The 20,401-nt window shown below is 70.2% G+C and carries 17 protein-coding genes; 8 read left to right on the plus strand and 9 right to left on the minus strand.

Annotated features, from left to right (window positions below; translation table 11 throughout):
- Position 1 precedes the first annotated feature (1 nt).
- Complete coding sequence (locus F6X38_RS12320; RefSeq protein ID WP_150970127.1) at positions 2-409, minus strand: Fur family transcriptional regulator; 408 nt, start codon at positions 407-409, stop codon at positions 2-4.
- Positions 410-515: 106 nt separating this feature from the next.
- Positions 516-2,456, minus strand: a complete 1,941-nt coding sequence (locus tag F6X38_RS12325) for a PAS domain S-box protein (RefSeq protein WP_161992737.1) — start codon at positions 2,454-2,456, stop codon at positions 516-518.
- A gap of 226 nt (positions 2,457-2,682) precedes the next feature.
- Here F6X38_RS12325 and treS point away from each other — a divergent pair, with 226 nt between their 5' ends.
- From treS to F6X38_RS12340, 3 genes are all read left to right on the plus strand, one after another.
- A complete protein-coding gene (gene treS / locus F6X38_RS12330) occupies positions 2,683-4,749 on the plus strand; it encodes a maltose alpha-D-glucosyltransferase (RefSeq protein ID WP_150970129.1) in 2,067 nt (688 codons plus the stop codon).
- Positions 4,746-5,558, plus strand: coding sequence for a nucleotidyltransferase domain-containing protein (locus F6X38_RS12335; protein ID WP_150970130.1), 813 nt, complete (start codon positions 4,746-4,748; stop codon positions 5,556-5,558). Before treS ends, F6X38_RS12335 begins: the two co-directional genes overlap by 4 nt.
- 133 nt (positions 5,559-5,691) lie before the next feature.
- A complete protein-coding gene (locus F6X38_RS12340) occupies positions 5,692-6,966 on the plus strand; it encodes an adenylate/guanylate cyclase domain-containing protein (RefSeq protein ID WP_150970131.1) in 1,275 nt (424 codons plus the stop codon).
- Between the two features lie 10 nt (positions 6,967-6,976).
- Here the strand turns inward: F6X38_RS12340 and F6X38_RS12345 are convergent, their stop codons facing one another.
- The 4 genes from F6X38_RS12345 to F6X38_RS12360 form a co-directional block, all read right to left on the minus strand.
- Entirely contained in the window at positions 6,977-10,162 is a 3,186-nt protein-coding gene (locus F6X38_RS12345; protein ID WP_150970132.1) for an efflux RND transporter permease subunit, read from the minus strand.
- A 43-nt stretch (positions 10,163-10,205) separates the two neighbouring features.
- Positions 10,206-11,363, minus strand: a complete 1,158-nt coding sequence (locus F6X38_RS12350; protein WP_150970230.1) for an efflux RND transporter periplasmic adaptor subunit — start codon at positions 11,361-11,363, stop codon at positions 10,206-10,208.
- Between the two features lie 102 nt (positions 11,364-11,465).
- Positions 11,466-12,941: an 8'-apo-carotenoid 13,14-cleaving dioxygenase gene (locus F6X38_RS12355; protein ID WP_150970133.1), complete on the minus strand. Its 1,476-nt coding sequence runs from the start codon at positions 12,939-12,941 to the stop codon at positions 11,466-11,468.
- Positions 12,942-12,943: 2 nt separating this feature from the next.
- The gene (locus F6X38_RS12360) at positions 12,944-13,939 is read right to left on the minus strand and encodes an SDR family oxidoreductase (RefSeq protein ID WP_150970134.1); all 996 of its coding nucleotides are present in this window, start codon (positions 13,937-13,939) and stop codon (positions 12,944-12,946) included.
- A 115-nt stretch (positions 13,940-14,054) separates the two neighbouring features.
- Here F6X38_RS12360 and F6X38_RS12365 point away from each other — a divergent pair, with 115 nt between their 5' ends.
- On the plus strand, positions 14,055-14,678 hold the full coding sequence (locus F6X38_RS12365; RefSeq protein WP_150970135.1) for a class I SAM-dependent methyltransferase: 624 nt from the start codon (positions 14,055-14,057) through the stop codon (positions 14,676-14,678).
- Between the two features lie 7 nt (positions 14,679-14,685).
- Here F6X38_RS12365 and F6X38_RS12370 read toward each other — a convergent pair whose 3' ends face one another.
- From F6X38_RS12370 to F6X38_RS12380, 3 genes are read right to left on the minus strand one after another with little or no spacing between them, the layout of a single operon-like run.
- The gene (locus F6X38_RS12370; protein WP_150970136.1) at positions 14,686-15,750 is read right to left on the minus strand and encodes a lipocalin-like domain-containing protein; all 1,065 of its coding nucleotides are present in this window, start codon (positions 15,748-15,750) and stop codon (positions 14,686-14,688) included.
- On the minus strand, positions 15,750-18,293 hold the full coding sequence (locus F6X38_RS12375) for an FtsX-like permease family protein (protein WP_202617973.1): 2,544 nt from the start codon (positions 18,291-18,293) through the stop codon (positions 15,750-15,752). Before F6X38_RS12375 ends, F6X38_RS12370 begins: the two co-directional genes overlap by 1 nt.
- A complete protein-coding gene (locus tag F6X38_RS12380; protein ID WP_246191317.1) occupies positions 18,274-18,963 on the minus strand; it encodes an ABC transporter ATP-binding protein in 690 nt (229 codons plus the stop codon). The genes F6X38_RS12375 and F6X38_RS12380 overlap by 20 nt, the downstream gene beginning before the upstream one ends.
- Before the next feature lie 169 nt (positions 18,964-19,132).
- On the opposite strand from F6X38_RS12380, the gene F6X38_RS12385 reads away from it, so the two are divergent.
- The 4 genes from F6X38_RS12385 to F6X38_RS12400 all read left to right on the plus strand — a co-directional run bounded on the left by F6X38_RS12385 (position 19,133) and on the right by F6X38_RS12400 (position 20,349).
- Complete coding sequence (locus tag F6X38_RS12385; RefSeq protein ID WP_150970139.1) at positions 19,133-19,363, plus strand: hypothetical protein; 231 nt, start codon at positions 19,133-19,135, stop codon at positions 19,361-19,363.
- Complete coding sequence (locus F6X38_RS12390; RefSeq protein WP_150970140.1) at positions 19,360-19,548, plus strand: hypothetical protein; 189 nt, start codon at positions 19,360-19,362, stop codon at positions 19,546-19,548. Before F6X38_RS12385 ends, F6X38_RS12390 begins: the two co-directional genes overlap by 4 nt.
- A gap of 72 nt (positions 19,549-19,620) precedes the next feature.
- Positions 19,621-19,872 carry a hypothetical protein gene (locus F6X38_RS12395; RefSeq protein WP_150970141.1) on the plus strand — a complete coding sequence of 84 codons (252 nt, stop codon included), beginning with the start codon at positions 19,621-19,623 and terminating at the stop codon, positions 19,870-19,872.
- A gap of 99 nt (positions 19,873-19,971) precedes the next feature.
- Complete coding sequence (locus F6X38_RS12400) at positions 19,972-20,349, plus strand: hypothetical protein (protein WP_150970142.1); 378 nt, start codon at positions 19,972-19,974, stop codon at positions 20,347-20,349.
- The last annotated feature ends 52 nt before the right edge of the window (positions 20,350-20,401 follow it).

Genomic DNA, 20,401 nt, shown 5'->3' on the forward strand with positions numbered 1-20,401 from the left:
TTCAGGCGCGGCAGTCGGCGCAGACGCCCTTGATCTCGATCGTGGTCTTCGCCGGCACGAAGCGCCGGTCATGGCACCAGTGCTCCAGCCGCTCGGCGACGGCGGGGTCGGAGAATTCCTGCACCGCGTTGCAGCGCTCGCAGATCGCGAAGGCGGCCGTCGCGGACGTGTGGCAGTGCGGGCGAGCGCAGGCGACGAAGGCGTTGAGGCTTTCCAGCCGATGCACGAGGCCGGTTTCGAGCAGCTTGTCGAGCGCCCGGTAGATCTGCAGCGGCGCCTTGAAGCCCTGCGGCCTCAACTCGTCGAGCAGCGCATAGGCGCCGAGCGGCCCGTCCGCCCGCTCGAGCGCGTTCATCACCAGTTCCTGGTTGCGCGTCAGGGCGACGCCCTCGCGCGGTGATCCGCTCATCGGCTTAGCTCCTTCGCCCGGCGACGCGCGGGCGCGAGGCGGTGGGCTGCGAGGCATATAAGCACGCGCGCCGGGGAGAGCCATATTCGGCACTTCCGCTGCCGCCTCACGCAGGCGCTTCCTCCTCGGTCTCGACGTCGGCAAGCGGGGCGTCGATGCGGCAGCGAAGCCCGTCGACCTCGTAGCGGAGCTCCGCCGAAGCGCCCGGCGCCGCCGACAGCCCCATCTCGATCAGCCGCGTCCCGAAGCTTCGCCGCGCGGGCGGCGCGACGGGCGGGCCGCCGCTCTCGCGCCATTCGAAGCGGAGCATCGGCTGTGCCGCCGCCGGAGGAAACAGCACCGACCATTCCGCCTCGACCTGCCCCTCGAGCGAGGAAAGCGCGCCGTACTTGCCGGCATTCGTCGCCAGTTCGTGGACGATCAGCGAGAGCGTCAGCGCCGCCTTAGGCCCAAGCGCGATCTCCGGCCCGCGGAGCCGGATGCGCTTGGCGCCGCCGTCGTGCAGCGTGGTCGCGGCCTCGACGATCGCGCCGATCGGCGCCGCGTCCCGCCGGCCGGACAGGAGGACGTCGTGCGCGTTGGACAGGGCGCGGATGCGCTCGCCGAGCGTCGAGCGGGCCGATACGAGGTCGTTCGCCGAACGCAGCGTCTGCGTCGCGATCGAGGACACCACCGCGAGCGTGTTCTTCAGGCGATGCGCCAGTTCCGCCGCGAGCACGTTCCGGCGCTCGTCCGCCAGCGCCCGCTCCTCGTCGAGGAGCCGGCGGCCCCGCACCTGCTCGGTCACGTCGCGAACGACGCCGACGAAGCGGAACGGCCGGCCGGACGCGTCCGCCTCGAACTCGCCCCGGCGCGCGATCCAGCGCTCCTCGCCGCTGTCGGCGCGGCGGATACGGTACTCGACGTCGAGCACGGCGTCGCCCCGCAGCCGGGAAGCGGAGTTCGAGGCGAGATGCCGGTCCTCCGGCACGATGAGGCGTTCGATTGCGGCGGCGGGCATCCGCTCCGCGCCGGCGAGGCCGAAGAGCCGGCAGAATTCCGGCGTCGCCTCGATCGTCCCGTCGGCGACGACGAGCGAGAAGACGCCGACCCCGCCCGCCTCCTGCGCCTTGCGGAGCAGCGCCTCGGTCTCCTCCAGCCGCACCCCCGCCTGGTGTTCCAGCGTGCGGTCGCGAAAGATCTTGATGAAGCCGACATGTCCGTCGTCCTCGTCGCGCAGCGGCATCATGTCGCCGGACGCCCAGAAGCGCGAGTCGCCTTTGCGCACGTGCCAGCGCTCGTCGATGCCGCGCCCGTCGCGCAGCGCGTAGATCATCTCCTTGCGGAGCCGCCCGTCCTCCCGGTCCTCCGGCGTGAAGAAGATTTCCGCCGACCGGCCGCGCATGTCCGCGGCCGACCAGCCGAGGATCTCCTCCGCGCCGCGGCTCCAGTCGGTCACGATCCCGTCCCGGTCGGTGACGACGATGGCGAACTCGGTGGCGCTGTCGAGCACCTGCCGGTTGCGCAGCGCCTCGGCGCGCTGGCGCGCCAGCGCCCGGCGCAGTTCGAGCTGCGCCATCACCTGGCGGCCGAGGCGCTCCAGCGCCAGAAGCTGGCGATCCGCCAACCCGTTTGGCCGCGCCGCGCGGTCGATGACGCAGAGCGTGCCGAGCATGTGCCCGCCCGGCGTGACGAGCGGCGCGCCGGCATAGAACCGCGCGTTCTCGGGTCCGGTGACGAGCGGGTTGCCCCGCGTGCGCGGATCGGCGGCGAGGTCCGGGATCACCAGCACGTCGCGGCGGCCGAAGGCGTGCCGGCAGATCGCGGCGTCGATCGGCGTCCCCTCGAGCTCGGTGCCGACATGCGCCTTGAAGAACTGCCGGCCGCCGTCGATGAGCGTGACGAGCGCGACCGGCGCCTCGCAGATCTGTGAGGCGAGGGCCGCGAGATCGTCGAAGGCCTGTTCGGGCGGCGTGTCGAGAGTGGCGTATTCGGCGAGCGCGGCCAACCTCGCGGCCTCGGCGCCGGCCGTCTCGCCGGCCGCGTCGGAACGTTCGTCCTCGCCCAATCCCTCGACCCGCCGTTCGGTGTCCCCAAGCCCCGACCGGAGCCTAAGCAACCGTCTTCACGAAGAAAAGCGGTTTCGGCCGGCTTCGCGCCGGAAAGAGGAATGAAATCCGTGCGGGCCCATCGAACGGTGGAAAGGCGGCTTCCGTCCACTCGCAAAGCATCGAACCCAGCACGCACTCCCCTAGTTCAGCCGCGCAATGGTGACACGGGGGACAGGAGTACCAATGACCGCACCCGCAGCGGAGACGATCGACGAACTCGTCGGAATGTCGATGTTCCATCAGGCCAAGGTCCATGCGGCGACCTATGGCGGCCAGGGCCGCTTCTGGCAGCGGCCCTTCGCGGAAACGCGGCCGCGCGTCGCCTCCGCCGTCGCGCCCGTCTGGTTCACCGCCTATCCGGCTTCGATCATCACGGGCCAGGGCAATTCGGTGCTGAAGGTGCTCGGCGACCGCAAGCTCTGGTCGGCGCTGTCGTCCATCGGCGTGCGCGGCATCCATACCGGCCCGACCAAGCGCTCGGGAGGCTGGAAGGACGGGGTCTTCACCCCGACCGTCGACGGCAACTTCGACCGGATCGGCTTCGACGTCGACCCGGCCTTCGGCAGCCAGGACGAGTTCATCGCCATCAGCCGCATGGCGGCGGCCCACAACTCCGTCGTGGTGGACGACGTCATCCCCGCCCATACCGGCAAGGGCGCCGACTTCCGCCTCGCCACCATGAAGCACTCGACCTATCCCGGCCTCTACCACATGGTCGAGATCCCGGAAGAGGAATGGGAGCATCTGCCGGAGGTGCCGGACGGGCGCGACTCGGTGAACCTGTCGGCGACGACGGTCGACTACCTGAAGGAGAAGGGTTTTATCGTCGGCCAGCTCCAGCGCGTCATCTTCTTCGAGCCGGGCGTCAAGGAGACCGACTGGAGCGTGACGGGACCCGTCGCCGGCGTCGACGGCGTGTCGCGCCGCTGGGTCTACCTCCACTACTTCAAGGAGGGCCAGCCGAGCCTCAACTGGCTGGACCCGACCTTCGCCGCCCAGCAGATGATCATCGGCGACGCGCTCCATTCCATCGACCACATGGGCGCCCGCATCATGCGGCTCGACGCCAACGGCTTCCTCGGCGTCGAGAAGCGGCTCGAAGGGCCGGCCTGGTCGGAAAGCCACCCGCTCTCGATCACCGGCAACGCGCTCCTCGCCGGCATGATCCGCAAGGCGGGCGGCTTCTCGTTCCAGGAGTTGAACCTTACCGTCGACGACATCGCGGCGATGTCGAAGGGCGGCGCGGACCTGTCCTACGACTTCATCACGCGCCCCGCCTATCACCACGCGCTGCTCACCGGCGACACCGAGTTCCTGCGCATGATGCTCCGGATGGTGCACGAGTTCGGCATCGACCCGGCCTCGCTGATCCACGCGCTGCAGAACCACGACGAGCTGACCACCGAGCTCGTGCATTTCTGGACGCTGCACGCCAACGACATCTACACCTTCCAGGGACAGACCTGGCAGGGGCGGACGCTCCGGACGCATATCCGCGAGACGATGTACCAGAAGCTCTCCGGTCCGGCCGCGCCCTACAACCTGCGCTTCGTCACCAACGGCATCTCCTGCACCACGGCGAGCGTCATCACGGCGGCGCTCGGGATCGACGACCTCGACGAGATCACCGACGAGGACATCGCGCAGATCCGGAAGGTCCATCTGCTGCTGTGCATGTACAACGCCTACCAGCCGGGCGTCTTCGCCCTCTCGGGCTGGGACCTCGTCGGCGCCCTGCCGCTGAAGGCCGAGCAGGTGGAGCACCTGATGGGCGACGGCGACACGCGCTGGATCGAGCGCGGCGCCTACGACCTCATCGACTCCGACCCTTCCGCGACGCGCTCGGCCGACGGCATGCCGCGGGCGCGCTCGCTCTACGGCTCGGTGGTCGAACAGCTGGAGAACCCGGACTCCTTCGCCTCGCAGCTCAAACGGCTCCTCGCCGTGCGCGACGCCTACGGGATCGCCTCCAGCCGGCAGATCGCGATCCCGGACGTCGTGGCGCATTCGCTCCTCGTCATGGTGCACGAGCTTCCCGATGGCCGCGGCACGCAGGTGACGGCGCTGAACTTCGGTCCGGACCGGATCGAGGAGACGATCCACCTGCCGAACGTCCGGCCGGGACCCGTCGTCGACATGATCGCCGAGCACGTGACCGGGGATCTCGCCGAGAACGGCGATCTCCTCGTCGCGCTGGAGCCCTATCAGGGCGTGTCGCTGCGCATCGTCGGCGCCCTGCCGACGCTGTGACGGCGGAGGGAGCCCCCGAGCGGACGGCCGCCTCGATCGCGGCCGCCTTCGCCGCGCGGCCGGAGGTGCAGGCCGTCGCGCTCGGCGGCTCGCAGGCGACGGGGGCGGCCGACGCGGGTTCGGATATCGATCTCTACGTCTATGCGGAGGGCGAGGTGGACCTCGCCTTCCGCGCCGGCCTCGCCGAGGCACGGGCCGCCCGCCGGGAGATCGACAACCGCTTCTGGGAAACCGGCGACGAGTGGGACGAGGCGGCGAGCGGCATCCATGTCGACGTCATGTATCGCAGCCCCGCCTTCGCCGAAGACGAACTCGCCCGCGTCCTCGACCGGCACGAAGCGCGGATCGGCTACTCGACATGCCTCTGGCACAACATCCTCACCTCCCGCGGCCTGTTCGACCGGGACGGCTGGTTCGCGCGCCTGCAGGCCTCGGCGCGCCGCCCCTATCCGCAGGCGCTGGCGCAGGCGATCGTCGCGAAGAACCATCCGCTGCTCCGCGAGGCCTTCGGCGCGTTCGGCGGGCAGATCCGCCGGGCGGCGGAGCGGGGCGACGCCGTATCGGTGAACCACCGCACCGCCGCCTTCCTCGCCAGCTACTTCGACATCCTGTTCGCGCTCAACCGCACGCCGCATCCCGGCGAGAAGCGGCTTCTGGCGCAGGCGCTCCGGCTGCCGCGCACGCCGCGCGGCATGGCGGCGGACGTCGACCGGCTGCTTGGGAGTGGCACGATGGATGCAGCCGCGCTCGTTCTCGCGGTCGAGGCGCTCTCGGACGGGCTGGACGCGCTGGTGCGGTCGGACGCATAACGGCAGCCGGCGCGCGAAGGCGAACGCTGCGTTCGGCGAAGCGACCTTCAAATCGGCATGATCCGTGCCTACCTCCCGCGCCGGGAGCGTCGGTGCCGTCCGTCGCGCCCGCCCAATCGAGGAGCTTGAGCTTATGCAACTATCCTCGCCCCCCGTTTCCGCCCTCGCGACCGAAACCGGCTCCTGGCCCTCCCGCCGCCACGCGATCATCGACTGGCTGGTGAGCGAGACGCGCGGCCAGCGCTTCATCGACAATCTTTTCGTGGAGCTCTGCGAGCGCCTGCGCGCGGCCGGCGTGCCGGTGGCGCGGGCCGGCATGTTCTTTCGCGTCCAGCACCCGCAATGGGTCGGCGCGAGCATGCTCTGGAAGAAGGGCGCCACGGAGGCCGAGCTCGACACCTACGAGGCCGGCAGCTTCGACGGCAAGGACTACACCAACAGCCCGATCAAGGCGGTGCATCGCGATGGAGCCGAAATCCGCCGCAGGCTGCGCGATCCCCTGCCGGCGCCGCGGCACTTCCCGATCTTCGACGAACTGGAGGCGCAGGGCTATACCGAATACGTCGCCTGGCCGCTCGACCACACGCTCGACCGCCGCCATGTCGTGACGTTCGCGGCGGACGGCGAAGACGGCTTCGGCGAGGAAGGCTACGCGCTGCTTCGCGACCTCGTGCCGGTGCTCGCCCTCGTCAGCGAGATCCGGCTGAAGAACCGCTTCGCGCGCACACTTCTCGAAACCTATGTCGGGCCGCATGCCAGCGCCGAGATCCTCGCCGGCGCGATCACCCGCGGCTCGGGCGCGACGGTCGGCGCGGCGATCATGATCTGCGACCTGCGCGACTTCACGCGGATTTCCGAGGCGTGGCCGCGCGACGACGTGATCGAGCTGCTGAACGGCTACTTCGACGCGATCTCGGAGCCGATCGAGAAGCATGGCGGCGAGATCCTCAAGTTCATCGGCGACGGGCTCCTCGCGATCTTCCCGCTCGACCAGCCGGACGCCTGCCGCAACCTCCTGCGCGCGGTGGCGGAAGGGCAGAAGGCGATGGCGGCGCTGAACGAGGACCACGTCGCCAAGGGCCGCGAGCCGCTTTCCTACGGTGTCGGCATCCATGTCGGCGACGTGATGTACGGCAACATCGGTTCGAGGAAGCGCCTCGACTTCACCGTGATCGGCCCGGCCGTCAACACCGCGGCGCGGCTGGAAACGCTGACGAAGACCGTGAAGCGGCAGGTGCTTCTGTCGAAGACCTTCGCCGAGATGGCCGGCTGCCAGCGGATGCTGGAAAGCCTCGGCGCCTACCCGCTGCGCGGCCACGGCGAGCCGGTGGAGGTCTTCGCCTTCTTCAGCGACCGCTGCCGCGCGGACGAGATGGCGGAGCAGGCGGCGCTCGAAGCGACCGCCTGAACCGTCCCGCCTACTCCGCCGGCGCGGGTTCCGGCGCCTTCGCCGCGCCGGGCTTGCCGCGCCAGCGCGCTACCGCTGAGTCCACCCAGCGGATCGCGACATAGAAGACCGGCGTCAGGAACAGGCCGAAGATCGTGACGCCGATCATGCCGGCGAAGACCGCCGTACCGAGCGCCTGACGCATCTCGGCGCCCGGACCCGTCGCGATCACCAGCGGCACGACGCCGAGGATGAAGGCGAACGCCGTCATCAGGATCGGGCGGAGCCGCAACCGGCAGGCTTCCACCACGGCGTCTACCGGGCCCTTGCCGTCGCGCGCCTCGGCCTCGCGGGCGAACTCCACGATCAGGATGGCGTTCTTGGCGGCAAGGCCGACCAGCACGACGAGGCCGATCTGCGTCAAGATGTTGTTGTCGAAGCCGCGGATCAGGACGCCGACGAAAGCCGACAGCACCGCCATCGGCACGATCAGCACGATCGCCAGCGGCAGGCTCCAGCTCTCGTACTGCGCGGCGAGCACCAGGAAGACGCAGACGAGCGACAGCGCGAAGACGAAGATCGCCGTGTTGCCGGTCTGCTTCTGCTGGTAGGCGAGCTCGGTCCATTCGAAGGTCGAGCCCTGCGGCAGGGTCTGGCGCGCCAGATGCTCCATCTCGTCGAGCGCCTGGCCGGACGAGACGCCCGGGCCCGCGTTCCCCTGCAGCGGCACGGACGTGTACATGTTGTAGCGCTGGATGAGGTCCGGCCCCGACACCGTCTCGACGTTGACCAGCGTCCCCAGCGGCACGAGCGCGCCGTTGGAGGAGCGCACGCGGAGTTGCTGGATGTCGCGCTCGTCCATCCGGAAGCGCTGGTCGGCCTGCGCGCGCACTTGGTAGATGCGGCCGAAGGCGTTGAAGTCGTTGATATAGGCCGTGCCGAGGTTCTGCTGGAGCGTCGCGAAGATACTCTCGATCGGCACGTTCAGGATTTCGGCCTTGCGCCGGTCGATGTTGAGGAAGAGCTGCGGCGAGGACGCGGTGAAGGTGGTGAAGACGCCTTGCAGCCCCTTGTCGCCGGCCGCCTTGCCCATCAGGTCGCGGCTGGCCGCGAGCACGCGCTCGACCTCCGGCCCCATGCGCTCCTGCACCTGCATCTTGAAGCCGCCCGAATTGCCGATGCCGCGGACGGGCGGCGGCGGGATGGCGATGATGAACGCCTCCTGGATCGCCTGCAGGCGGCCGGTGAGGTCGCCGAGGATCTTGTCGGCCGACTCGCCCGCCTTCACCCGCTCGTCGAACGGCTTCAGGCCGACGAACACGGCGGCGGCGTTGGACGCGTTGGTGAAGGTCGCGCCCGAGAAGCCGGCGAAGGCGACCGCATACTGGACGCCGGGGGTCTGGAGCGCCGTCTCGGAGATCTTCTGCGTCACCTCGTCGGAGCGCGACAGCGAAGCGCCGTCCGGCAACTGCGCCGCGACGATCAGGTAGCCCTGGTCGAGGCTCGGGATGAAGCCGCCCGGCACCGCGCGGGTGATGAAGAACGTGCCGACCAGAAGGCCGGCATAGAGCGGCAGCATGATCAGCTTGCGGTTGACGACGCGCCGGACGCCGTTGGCGTAGCCGTGGGCCGTGCGGTCGAAGCCGCGGTTGAAGGCGTTCGCGGCGCGGCGGACGATGTTGGGCTTTCGGCCGCCCTCCTCGTGCTTCTCGTGCGGTTTCAGGATCAGCGCGCCGAGCGCCGGCGAGAGCGTCAGCGAGACGAAGGCGGAAATGAAGGTCGAGATCGCGATGGTCAGCGCGAACTGCCGGTAGAATTGGCCGGAGATGCCGGGGATGAAGGCCGTCGGCACGAACACCGCGCCGAGCACGAGGGCGATCGCGATCACCGCCGTGCCGACCTCGTCCATCGTGGTATGCGCCGCGTCGCGCGGGGACATGCCTTCCGCGATGTTGCGCTCGATGTTCTCCACCACGACGATCGCGTCGTCGACGACGATGCCGATGGCGAGCACGAAGCCGAAGAGGGTCAGCGTGTTCAGCGAGAAGCCGAAAGCGGCCATCACCGCGCAGGTGCCGATCAGCGAGACCGGGATCGCGATGATCGGGATGAGGGCGGTGCGCCAGCTCTGGAGGAAGACGATCACCACCAGGACGACAAGTGCCACGGCTTCCAGGAGCGTCTCGTAGACGGCGTTGACGGAGTCGGAGATGAACTCGGTCGGGTTGTAGACGATGCGGTACTCGATGCCGGGCGGGAAGCTGGCCTTCAGTTCGTCCATCTTGGCGATGATGTCTTCCGAGGCCTGCAGCGCGTTGGTGCCGGGCCGCTGGAAGATCGCCAGCGCCACGGCCTCCTGGTCGTTGAGGTAGCTGTTGGTGACGTAGTCCTGCGCGCCGAGTTCGACCCGCGCGACGTCGCGCACCCGCACCATGCGGCCGTCCGGCGTGGTGCGGACGATGACGTTCCGGAACTCCGCGACGTCGGTGAAGCGGCCCTGCGTGTTGACGGTGAGTTGGAAGGCGTTGCCGGCCGGGGCCGGCTCCTGGCCGAGCGCGCCGGAGGACACCTGGACGTTCTGCGCCTGGATCGCCGAGACGACATCGGAGGAGGTCAGGCCGAACGTCGTCAGCTTGTCCGGATCGAGCCAGACGCGCATCGAGTAAAGGCGTTCGCCGAAGATGGTGAGGTCGCCGACGCCGTCGAGCCGCAGCAGCTCGTCGCGCACGTTGTTGCGCGCGTAGTTCGAGATGTAGAGCTGGTCGTAGCTCTTGTTCGGCGAGATCATGTGCACGACCATCATCAGGTCGGGCGAGGATTTCAGCGTCGTGATGCCGAGGCGGCGCACCTCTTCCGGCACGCGCGGCTCGGCGATGGCGACGCGGTTCTGGACGAGCACCTGCGCCTGGTCGAGGTCGGTGCCGAGCCGGAAGGTGATCGTCAGCTGCATCGAGCCGTCGCCCGACGAGTAGGACGACATGTAGAGCATGTTCTCGACGCCGTTGATCTGCTCCTCCAGCGGCGTCGCGACGGTGGCGGCGACCGTTTCGGCATTGGCGCCGGGATAGGAGGCGCGCACGACGACGGTCGGCGGCGCGATCTCGGGATACTGCGCGACCGGCAGCCCCAGATAGGCGATGAAGCCGACCAGCGAGATCAGGATCGAGACGACGCAGGCGAAGATCGGCCGGTCGATGAAGAAGTGGGCGAAGCGCATCCAACGGTCCCCGGAGTGAAGAGTGGCGGGCCGAAAGGCTGCTTTACGAGGGCGCTTCCGATCCCTCGTTCGGGCCGGTCGGCGCCACCGGCGGCAGGGTCGACTCCGTCGGCGCGACCTTCACGCCGGGCCGGATGCGCATCAGCCCGTTGACGACGATGGTCTGGTCGCCCTTTAGCCCCTCGCGGATGACGCGGTAGCCGTCGATCCGGGGCCCGAGGCGCACCGGCTGCATCTTCACCGTGTTGTCGGGATTGAGGAGGTAGACGACGCGCCGGTCCTGGTCGGAGCCGACCGCCTCGTCGGGAATCAGAACGCCGTCGTAGGGCACGGAGCCGAGGATCGCGATGCGCCCGAACAGCCCGGGCAGCAGCTTGCCGTCGGCGTTGGCCAGCACGGCCCGCGCCCGCATCGTCCCGCTCGCCTGGTCGAGGCGGTTCTCGGTGAAGTCGAGATAGCCGGGATGGGCCGGGCGCGGCTCGTTGCCGATCGCGACCTTCACCTCGTTGCGACTGTCGCCGACCGGCGTGTTGAGGCCGCCGGCGGACAGTTGCTGGTAGGCGAGATAGGTGCGCTCGTCGACGTCGAAGTAGAAATTGATCGGGTCCACCGAGACGATGTTCGTGAGCACCGTGTCGTTGGCCGAGACGAGGTCGCCGATCGAGACCTCGCGGCGCGACATGCGGCCGGCGATCGGGGCGCGGATCTCGGTATACTGCATGTCGAGCTGGGCCCGCTGCAGCGCGGCGCGCGACGAGTTGGCGTTGGCCTGCGCGGTGGCGAAGGCCTGCTGACGGTCGTCGACGGTCTGCGTGGCGATCGTGCCGGTTTGCCGCAGCGAGGTGGCGCGCTGGAGGTCGGACTGAGCGAATTCGAGCTGCGCCTTCGTGGATTCGACGGAGGCCTGCGCCTGATCGAGCGCCGTCTTGTAGGGCGCCTGGTCGATCACGAGGAGAAGGTCGCCAGCCTTCACCAGCGCGCCATCCTGGAAATTGATCGAGGCGACGTAGCCGGAGACGCGGGCGCGGATGTCGACCTGGTCCACCGCCTCGAAGCGGCCGATGAACTCGTCGTCCTCGACGATCGGCTTCACCACGGGCTTCGCCACCGTCACCGGCGCGGCGGGCGGCCCTTCCTGCGCGAGAGCCGGCTGCGGCCGCTCGGCGAGGAGCGCCCAGACCAGCGCGGCCGTCGCGGCGATCGCCGCCGCTCCCCGGATGCGGGAATGAATGATCTGCACGGGCGCTGGCTCCGACGAAGCGAGGCTAATTCCGCAGTGCACATATGACCGCACGATGCGGCATCAATAGCCGGCTCCATTCGAGCCCGCCTGTCGCTCCGGCACCCAGTTGCCGTGGAAGCCCGGCGGGATGCGGTGCGGCAGGCGCACCACGGCGACCGGCGGCGCCGCGAAGGCCCGCGCGTCGATGATCTCCAGCGCGCTCGTCTCGCTCGCCGGATTGATCACGAGGCCGATCATCCAGCCCTCGTCCTCGGCAGAATCGGGCGCGCGCGGCACGAACACGAACTCGCCCGGGATGCGCCCCTCCCCGAAATGGTGCTCCAGCCGCTCGCCGGTCTCGAGATCGTGCTTGAGGATCGGGGCCGCGCCGACCAGCGCCGGGTCGAAGCGCTCGGGCAGCGCCAGCGCGTAGGCGTAGCGGTAGGGGCGGCCGATGCGGCGCTCGTCGAGCCGCGGAAACTCCTGCGGTTTCGGGTCGAGCGTCCGGCGCTCCACCGTGCGGCGGACGGGATCGACGGTCCAGCGCTCGAAGCCGCGTGCCGCCTCGTCGGGGCCGATCTCCTCGCCCGACACGAACATCCGGTCGTAGACGACCGCGTCCAGCACCAGACGGCCGTCGGGAAGGTCGAAGGCGTTCGCGGCGTGAAAGATGAAGCAGGGATCGACGTCGATCCAGATCACGTCCGCCGCCGTGCCATGGCGCGGCAGCAGGCCGAGCCGCGCCGGATGGTCCGGGTTCCAGGCATAGGGAAAGCCGTAGCCGTCCATCACGACCTTCATCGAGATCGTCAGCGGCAGGTCGAAGACGATGACGAAGCGTTCGGTGAGGGCGCAATCGTGGATCAGCGGCCCGTCCTTCACGGGAATCTCGACCCGGCGCGAGACGCGACCGTCGTCGCCGACGACGACATGCCGGACTCGGTTCGGATCGGTCGCCTGGTAGCAGACGGCGTGAAGCTCGCGCGTCACCGGATCGTAGTGCGGATGCGCGGTGAAGGAACCGCCGAGCGTGCCGGCGAAATCGTCGTAGCGCTGGTCTTCCAGCGTTTCGCCGAGCCGCACCGGCGTCGAGCCCGCTTCCACCAGCGCCCATGCGGCGCCCGCATGGCCGACGACGTTGGTGTTTACCGTGTCGAAGCCGCCGAAGCGGGGCCCCGGCGCGGCCGGGATGCCGGTCGCCTTCGCGACCGGCGTCGAGCGGATCCAGCGGTTGCGGTACCACTCGGCGCGGCCTCTCCTGAGGCGCACCCCGTGCACCATGCCGTCGCCGATGAACCAGTGGTAGATGCGCGGGTCCGCCGCGATCGGGTTCGGCCCCATGCGGAGATACCGCCCGTCGAGTTCCGGCGGGATCGTGCCCTCGACGGCGAGATCCGTCAGCGTCAGCTCGTCCCGCATCGGCGCGTGGATGCCGGTGAGGAGCGGATGCGGCGTGGTGCGCGCCGGCAACCGCCAGCGGTTGAAGGCGGCAATGCCGGAAACCGCCCGCGAGGCGAGGGCACGGACGGCGGTCTCGACGAGGTCGGCTGCGGGCACGGTCAGCGGTCGCCGAGACGACGGCCGGCGAGGAAGGCGAGGTGCGCCGCCAGAAAGGCGACGCCGCCGAGCACGGCCACGTCGCGCTGCCGGCTTGTCCAGAAGGCGCGCCGGGCCGAACTCATGCGGTCGCCGAACGGCCCGTGCAGGCGTGCCGGCCCCTCGCCCGGCTTGAACAGGTTGCCCTCGTTCTCGGCGAAACGTTCGTCGGACAGTTGCGCGTCCCAGCCGCTCTTCGCCTGTACGTCGCCGGCATTCGGCCAGACGCGCTGGAGAACGCTCGCCAGCACCGAGGTGCGCCCGACCCAGATGTCGCGGCGCGGATGCTCCACCGCGAAATGGACGGCTTCGGCGCAAAGGCGCGGATCGTAGACCGGGTTCGGCGCGATCTGCCGGCGGCCGGTGCGGTTGCGCGCCCAGCCGGAAAATTGCGGCGTGTTGACGGCCGGCAGGAACACGCTCGTCAGCGTCACCGGCAAGCCCTCGTGGTAGAGCTCGCTGCGAAGCGCGTTGGTGAAGTTCAGCGCCGCGCCCTTCGCACCGGCATAGGCCGCCTGCAGCGGAAACGGCCGGATGCCGAGCACGGAGTTGATCTGGACGATCGCACCCCGCCCCCGCGTCCGCATCCGTTTCAGCGCGGCGAGCGTGCCGAAGACCTGCCCGTGATAGGTGACGTCGGTGACGCGCTTGTACTCGTCCGGCTCGATGCGGTGCGCGGCGGCCACCACCGTCGCCATCGCGTTGTTGACCCAGACCTCGATCGGCCCGAGCTCCCGCTCGAACCGCTCGGCGGCGCGTTCCACCGCCGCATGGTCGGCGACGTCGGTCTCGATGCCGAGGGCGAGGACGCCCTTGGCGCGCAGGAGGTTCTCGGTTTCCCGAAGGCGCGCCGGGGCGCGGGCGACAATGCCGACATTCCAGCCCTCCGCCGCGAACTTCTCGGCGCAGGCGAGCCCGATGCCCGCCGTTCCGCCCGTCACCACCACCGTCCGCGCCATCCGTTGTTCTCCGTCACCGCCGCCGGGGGATAAGCCCGTCCGGGCCGATGGGTTGCGTGCGACGCGGAATGGTCGCAGCGCCGCAACGGTCGGTGCGGCGGGACGTTGGACGGCGATGGGAACGGTGCTCGCGGAACTGCCGGACGAAGCCTTCGCCAAGGAGGACGCAGGCGACGACGCCTTGTTCTACGCCCCGTCCCGGCTCGTCACGCATATCGACGAAGGCGCGGTCGCGGCGCTCACCGCCTACTACGCCACGCTCCTGCCGCCGCACGCCGCCGTGCTCGACCTGATGTCGAGTTGGGTGAGCCACCTGCCCGAGGACATTATGCTCGGCGAGGTCGTCGGGCACGGCATGAACAGGGCCGAGCTCGACGCCAACCCACGCCTCTCGCACCGTTTCGTGCAGGATCTCAACCGCGATCCCACGCTGCCGCTGCCGGACGCCGCGTTCGACGCGGCGCTCTGTTGCGTCGGCGTCCAGTACCTGCAGCGACCCGTCGCCGTCTTCACCGAGGTCCGGCGCGTCCTGCGGCCCGGCGCGCCCTTCGCCGTGACCTTCTCCAACCGCTGCTTCCCGACGAAGGCCGTCGCGGTCTGGCGGTCGCTGGACGCGAACGGCCACGCCGCCTTGGTGCGCCTCTACTTCGAACGGGCCGGCTTCGGCTCGGCGGAAGCGGTCGTCCTCGCGGACGGGAGCAAGGGCGACCCGCTCGTCGCGGTGACCGGCCGCGCCTGAGGACGCGTCACATCCGCAGGTCCGCCGCGTAGCCGGTGAGTTCGAGGTAGCCGCGGCCACCCTCCGTCGCGACGAGACCCTCCCAATAGACCGGCATGCCACCCGCCCGGCCGTCGAGTTCCTGGTCGTCGAACAGGGGCTTCAGCGCGAAGCGGCGCTCGCCTTCCGGCAGCTTCACCCGCAGCACCTGCTCCACCGGATATTCGGCATTCGTGCGGGCCGAGCGCCAGTGGCGGACGGGTTCCAGCGCGACGTCGCCCGGCTCGAAGCGCCGGATGCGGCCGTCGGGATAGCGGAACGAGCTGCCGGCCCAGACCGTGCCGCCGTCTTTCCCCCGGATGCGGAAGGCCATCAGCGCCGAGCCATCGTCGAGGTTGAGGCCGGTCCAGTCCCAGCCGCTCGCGTCCGGCGCGAGGTAGCTCGACGACCATTCACGGTCGAGCCAGGCCTCGCCCGTCACCGCGACTTGGCGCCCCTCGCGCTGCACCGTGCCGGAGACGCGAAGATGCGGGATCGAATAGTAGTAGCTCGCCTCCTCCGGCTTCGGGCCTTTCCGGCTGTAGCCGTTCTCGCCCTGCGGCATCACCTCTTGCGTCGGCGCGAAGTCGAGCTGGAAGCCGAAATCGGGACCTTGTACCTTGGTCCGGTACACGCCGTCGCCGCCCCGCTGGAACGCCCAGTCCTGCAGCCGCACGTCGGCGTCCGCGGTCGCGGCCCCCGCGATGCCGAAGCCGGCGCGCGCCGCCCGCTCGGCATGCAGCAGCCGGCCGAGCGCCGGGTCCGAGAGGGCGGCGTGGGCGAACAGCACCTGGGCCGGGTTGAAGCGGCTCGGATTGTCCGGGTTCGCGGGCGGGCGGGTGCGGAAGAAGGTCACCTGGAAGCCGAGGTCGCGGCCGTCTTCGGTCTTGAGCGCGCCGGTGACGTACCACCATTCGGTGCGGAACTCGGGATGCGCGCCGTGATCGGCCGGGAAGCTGAGCCGGATACCGGGCTCCACCACCGGATAGTCGGCCGGCATCGCCGCCTGGCAGGCGAAGGCGAGGATGCAGAGGGTCGCAAGGATGCGCCGCATCACCAGTCCTCCCTGACCGCCAGCACCGCGTCGCGGGCGGTGGCGCGCCGGCCGGCAAGCATCGCCGTCAGCGCGGCGGCGGCGACGAGCGCCGCGATGACGCCGAGAATCGTCCCGAACGGCACGCGCGTTGCCATGGTGAAGTTGAAGCTCTGCGGGTTGATCACGTGGATCAGCACTTGCGCCAGCACGCCGCCGAGCGCGACGCCCGCGACGCCGCCGACGAGGCCGAGCAGCGCGCCTTCCGCCCCGAGCATCAGGACGATCTGCCGCTTCTGCAGGCCGAGATGCCGGAGCATGCCGAACTCGCGGGCCCGCGCGACGGTCTGCGCCGAGACGGTCGCCGCGACGCCCGCGAGGCCGACGAGGATCGCGACCGCTTCCAGGACGTAAGTGACGGCGAAGGAGTGATCGAAGAGATCGAGCGCATAAGCCCGCAGCGTCTGCGGCCGCGCCAGCGAGACCTGACCCCGAAGAGCCTCCGGCACGGCGTCCTCCAGCGCGCGGCCAACGGCGTCGGCGTCCACGCCCGGCGCGAGGGTCGCGGCCGCCTCATCGCGCGTCGCATCGCCGGTCAACCGCTCGTAGTCGGCGCTCTGGATCACCACCGCGCCGAACTGCCGGGCGTAGTCGCGCCAGATGCCGGCGACCGCGAAGCGCTCGCCCTTGCCGATCGGCAGCTCGATCGTCTGCCCGAGCTTCCAGCCGTAGAGGCGCGAGGCGGGCTCCGAGACGAAGACCGGCACAGTGCCCAGCGGCCGCTCCGGCGTCGCCTCGATCATCGCGAGGAGCGAATCGGAGGGGCCGCCGTCGAGCGGCCGGGCGATCAGCGTCAGCGGCGGGCGCTCGGGCGACAGCCCAAGCGCGATCTGGCGGCTGAAGGCGAGCGAGCCGACGCCCGGCACGGCCTTGAGCCGCGCCTGCGCGGCGGGATCGAAGCTCGCGCCGCCTTCCGCCCGGAGGTAGAGATCGGAAGACAGCACCTGTTCCAGCCATTCGTCCACCGCGCCGCGGAAGCTCGTCACCATCGTCGCCATCGCGATCATCAGCGCCGTGGAGGCGACGATGCCGCAGAGCGCCGTCGCCGCCTCGCCCGGCGCACCGCCGAGATGCCGGAGCGCGAGTTCGGCCGGAACCGCGCCCCTCCGCCGGCGCCGCCCGAACAGGCCGAGCAGGAAACGCGCGAGCCAGGGAACGCCAGCGACGCCGCCGGCGAGGAGGAGCGCCATCGCGGCGAAGCCGAGGATCGGCAGCCCGCCGATCGGAGGCGCGAGGCTGAGCAGCGCGCCGGCGGCGAGAAGCACGAGCGCCGGCTTCCACGGCACCGGCGTGCGCGGATCGAGAAGATCGCCGCTGTTCTTCAGCGCCGCGGCGGGCGCGGCGCGAGAGGCCGCCCGCGCCGGCAGGACGCTGCCCAGCACCGCTGCCGCGAGGCCGAGCGCGAAGAAGGCTGCGGCCGCCAGCGGCTGGAAGACGATCGACACATGGCTGCCCTCGAAATAGCCGGCCCCGAGGTCGCCGCCGAAGAAGCGCACCGCGAGAACCGCGAGGCCGTAGCCGGCGAGAAGGCCGCCGAGCGCCCCGCCGATCCCGATGAGTAACCCTTCCGCCGCCACCGCCGCGACGACGCCGCCGCGCGGTAGGCCGAGGGTGCGAACCAGCGCGAAGGCGCGCAGCCGCCGCGCTACCGACAGCGACTGCGCCGAGAAGACGAGGAAGCCGCCGGTGAGGAGCGCCACCAGCGCCAGCATGTCGAGATTCACCCGGTAGGCGCGCGACAGCGCCCCGTTCTGCGCGCTTTCCGTCTCGGCGCTGCCGAGGTTGGCGTCGGCGGGGAGCAGGTCCTTCAACGCGGCGTCGGCCGCTGCCGCATCCGCGAGCTTCAGGTCGATGCGGTCGAGCCGGCCGAGCCGGTCGAAGCGCCATTGCGCCGCCGCGATGTCGAGCGTGCCGAGCATCTGGCCGTCGGGAACGCCCGGCAGGGTGCCGGCGATGCGCAGGCGAACCGTCCGGTTGTTGGCGGCGACATCCAGCGTGTCGCCGATCGCCGCGCCGCTCGCCTGGAGGGCACTGCGCGACAGGAACAGCGCGTCGGCGGCGAAGATGTCGTCGCTGCCCGCATCCGGGCCGTTCGGACGGATGCCGACGAGGCTCGGCGATACCGCCGCGGCACGGATGACGTCGAGCCCGAGCAGCGTGAACCGCGCAGTCCCGGCTCGCGCGTCGAGGCTGACGACGGGGCTCGCATCCGCGACGCCGGGCGCGGCGACGACGCGCGGGTAGAGCGCTTCGTCGAGCCCAAGCGCGGAAGCCGCGCGCACCGCGCGGTCGGCCTGCCCGTTCACCCCCCGCACCGCGCCGTCGAAGGAGGCCAGCGCCGAGCCGTTGACGAGATGCACCGCGAAGCCGAGCGCGACGCCGACCGCGATGGCGAGCGCCGTCGCGAGGAAGCGCCAGGGATGGGCGCGCCATTCGCCGCCGATCAGCCAGCGCAGCGCGAGATGCGCGGAAGCGAGGCCGGCCTCAGCGCGCGCGATCGGCATCGGAGAGGCCATTCGATGTCAGGGTCAGGACACGGTCGGCGACGGCGGCGACGCTGCGCGAATGCGTGACGATCACCGCGGCGGCATCGCCTTCCCGCACCGCACCCGCGAAGAGGGCGAGGACGCGGCCTGCGGTCTCGGGATCGAGGTTGCCGGTCGGCTCGTCGCCGAGGATCAGCGCCGGCTCGTGGACGAGCGCCCGGGCGATGGCGACGCGCTGCAATTCGCCGCCGGACAGGTCGCGGGCGTAGGATCCGCCCCGGTCGCCGAGGCCGACGGCGGCGAGCTTGGCATCGGCCTGCGACTCGATCGCGGCCGCATCGCCGGAAACGAGCGCCAGCGGCAGCGCGACGTTCTGCCGGAGCGTCAGGTAGGGGAGGATGTGGAAGGCCTGGAACACGAAGCCGATCCGGGTGCGGCGAAGCTCGGTGCGCCCACGCTCGTCGAGACCGCCCGTCGCCGTTCCGTCGACCACGACCTCGCCGCTGTCGCCGTCGTCGAGGCCCGCCAGGATGTTGAGGAACGTCGACTTGCCGGACCCGGACTCGCCGACCACGGCGACGAGTTCGCCGGCTTTCACCTCGAGGTCGAGGCCCGAGAAGAGCCGGCGGCCGCCCGGCACGGTCTTCGCCAGATCACGGACGGCGAGGATCGGCTTCGTTTCACGCAAACCTGAAAAGCCTTTCGCTGCGGGCGCTTCCACTGGCTCGATGTGGATCGCGGGGCGGTTTTCGCCAGCCGCGAAACGCTTTGCCGCACGGGCATCGCCCGGTCCGCCTGTCGGGCAGCGAAGGCTCCGCCATATGAAGGCGGCGAAGCCATCGGCAGGGAGGCTGGACATGGGCGGAGAAAGCCGCGTCTCGCGCGAGAACGAGGTGTTCGAGGAGGCCGGAGTGCCGGCGACGGACGGCGCGGGCGAACTCGGCCGACCGACGCCGGCCGACGCCATTCCGAAGCCGGCCGACCCGCATGCCACCGGCGACGACAGCTATCCGCCGAGCGAGGACGTCGACGAGACCATGGCGGGCGGGCTCAGATATCCCGAGGCATCGAAGGAGAAGGGCGCATGAGCCAGTCGGAAACGATCGAGAGCAAGCTGCGGGAATCGATCGTCGAGGAGCTGCGGCGGCAGGCGGCGAACGACGGCGCGAGGCTGAAGGTGGAGATGCGGGGCGACGAACTCGTGGTCGACGGCACGATCGACCTCGATGACCTGGTGATGGTGGTGATGGGGTCGATCGCGGGCGGTCCGTAAGCGGCCATTCGCCGCGGATCGGGACCCGGCCTCGAGCGTTGCGTTCGCTCGAACCTCAAGGAGAACCGTTCCATGGCCGACACGAACCTGTCCGACAAGGCGCTGTCGATCCTCGCCTTCGCCGCCTACCACGCGCTCGCCAGCGGCGAGAAGGTGCGGGACGTGGTACTGGACGACGGCAAGGGCCACAAGGCGGATGCCGGCGGCGTCGAGGAGATGACCGCGGCGGGGCTCCTCGAAGTCGAGGGCGCGCGGGGCCGGCTGACGGAAGCCGGCGAGCGGCGTCTCGAAGAGGCGCTCCAGGCGCTCCGCGGCGACGCCTGAACCAAAGCCGCAACGGAATTCCACAAGCGTTTACCGTATCTTGCGGTTTACAAACGGCTCGCGCTCGCGCACAGTAAGGGTATGGACCGGAGCGGCCTGATGCGGAACTCGTCGATCGTCGCGTGCTGCGCGATTCTCTCGGCGTTGCCCGCGAAGGTCTCGGCCCAGAGCTTCGAGGACAGGGTCCAGTCGACGCTCGATGCCGAGCGGGTCGGCTCGTCCCTGTCCCGCAAGCTGAACTTCGGCACGGGCGAGGCGGCGAAGCGGCACGGCGCCTTCGACAAGCCGCCGCCGGAATTCCACCTCGAAACCGAGGCCGACCCGGAAGTCGCCTGGTTCAACCCGTCGATCGAGATCGCCGGCGCCAAGGTCTCGCCCGACGTGAAGCGCAAGGGGCTGAAGGTCCGCATTCCGATGGACCTGTCCGGCTCCGGCGTCGATGGCAACACCAGCGACACCAGCGACGACGACGATTAGGACCGCCGTTTCCGGAAGCCGCTCCAGCGACGACGCATCGTCAACCCCCGCG

The sequence above is a fragment of the Plantimonas leprariae genome (genome assembly GCF_008802405.1).
Classification (GTDB): domain Bacteria; phylum Pseudomonadota; class Alphaproteobacteria; order Rhizobiales; family Rhizobiaceae; genus Plantimonas; species Plantimonas leprariae.

What these genes read in the sequence shown, in the direction of transcription:
- F6X38_RS12365 (WP_150970135.1), top strand. Translation starts at nt 14,055, where the DNA reads ATGGGAACGGTGCTCGCGGAACTGCCGGACGAAGCCTTCGCCAAGGAG.
- F6X38_RS12320 (WP_150970127.1), bottom strand. Translation starts at nt 409, where the DNA reads ATGAGCGGATCACCGCGCGAGGGCGTCGCCCTGACGCGCAACCAGGAA.
- F6X38_RS12340 (WP_150970131.1), top strand. Translation starts at nt 5,692, where the DNA reads ATGCAACTATCCTCGCCCCCCGTTTCCGCCCTCGCGACCGAAACCGGC.
- F6X38_RS12385 (WP_150970139.1), top strand. Translation starts at nt 19,133, where the DNA reads ATGGGCGGAGAAAGCCGCGTCTCGCGCGAGAACGAGGTGTTCGAGGAG.
- treS (WP_150970129.1), top strand. Translation starts at nt 2,683, where the DNA reads ATGACCGCACCCGCAGCGGAGACGATCGACGAACTCGTCGGAATGTCG.
- F6X38_RS12370 (WP_150970136.1), bottom strand. Translation starts at nt 15,750, where the DNA reads ATGCGGCGCATCCTTGCGACCCTCTGCATCCTCGCCTTCGCCTGCCAG.
- F6X38_RS12345 (WP_150970132.1), bottom strand. Translation starts at nt 10,162, where the DNA reads ATGCGCTTCGCCCACTTCTTCATCGACCGGCCGATCTTCGCCTGCGTC.
- F6X38_RS12375 (WP_202617973.1), bottom strand. Translation starts at nt 18,293, where the DNA reads ATGCCGATCGCGCGCGCTGAGGCCGGCCTCGCTTCCGCGCATCTCGCG.
- F6X38_RS12390 (WP_150970140.1), top strand. Translation starts at nt 19,360, where the DNA reads ATGAGCCAGTCGGAAACGATCGAGAGCAAGCTGCGGGAATCGATCGTC.
- F6X38_RS12360 (WP_150970134.1), bottom strand. Translation starts at nt 13,939, where the DNA reads ATGGCGCGGACGGTGGTGGTGACGGGCGGAACGGCGGGCATCGGGCTC.
- F6X38_RS12395 (WP_150970141.1), top strand. Translation starts at nt 19,621, where the DNA reads ATGGCCGACACGAACCTGTCCGACAAGGCGCTGTCGATCCTCGCCTTC.
- F6X38_RS12400 (WP_150970142.1), top strand. Translation starts at nt 19,972, where the DNA reads ATGCGGAACTCGTCGATCGTCGCGTGCTGCGCGATTCTCTCGGCGTTG.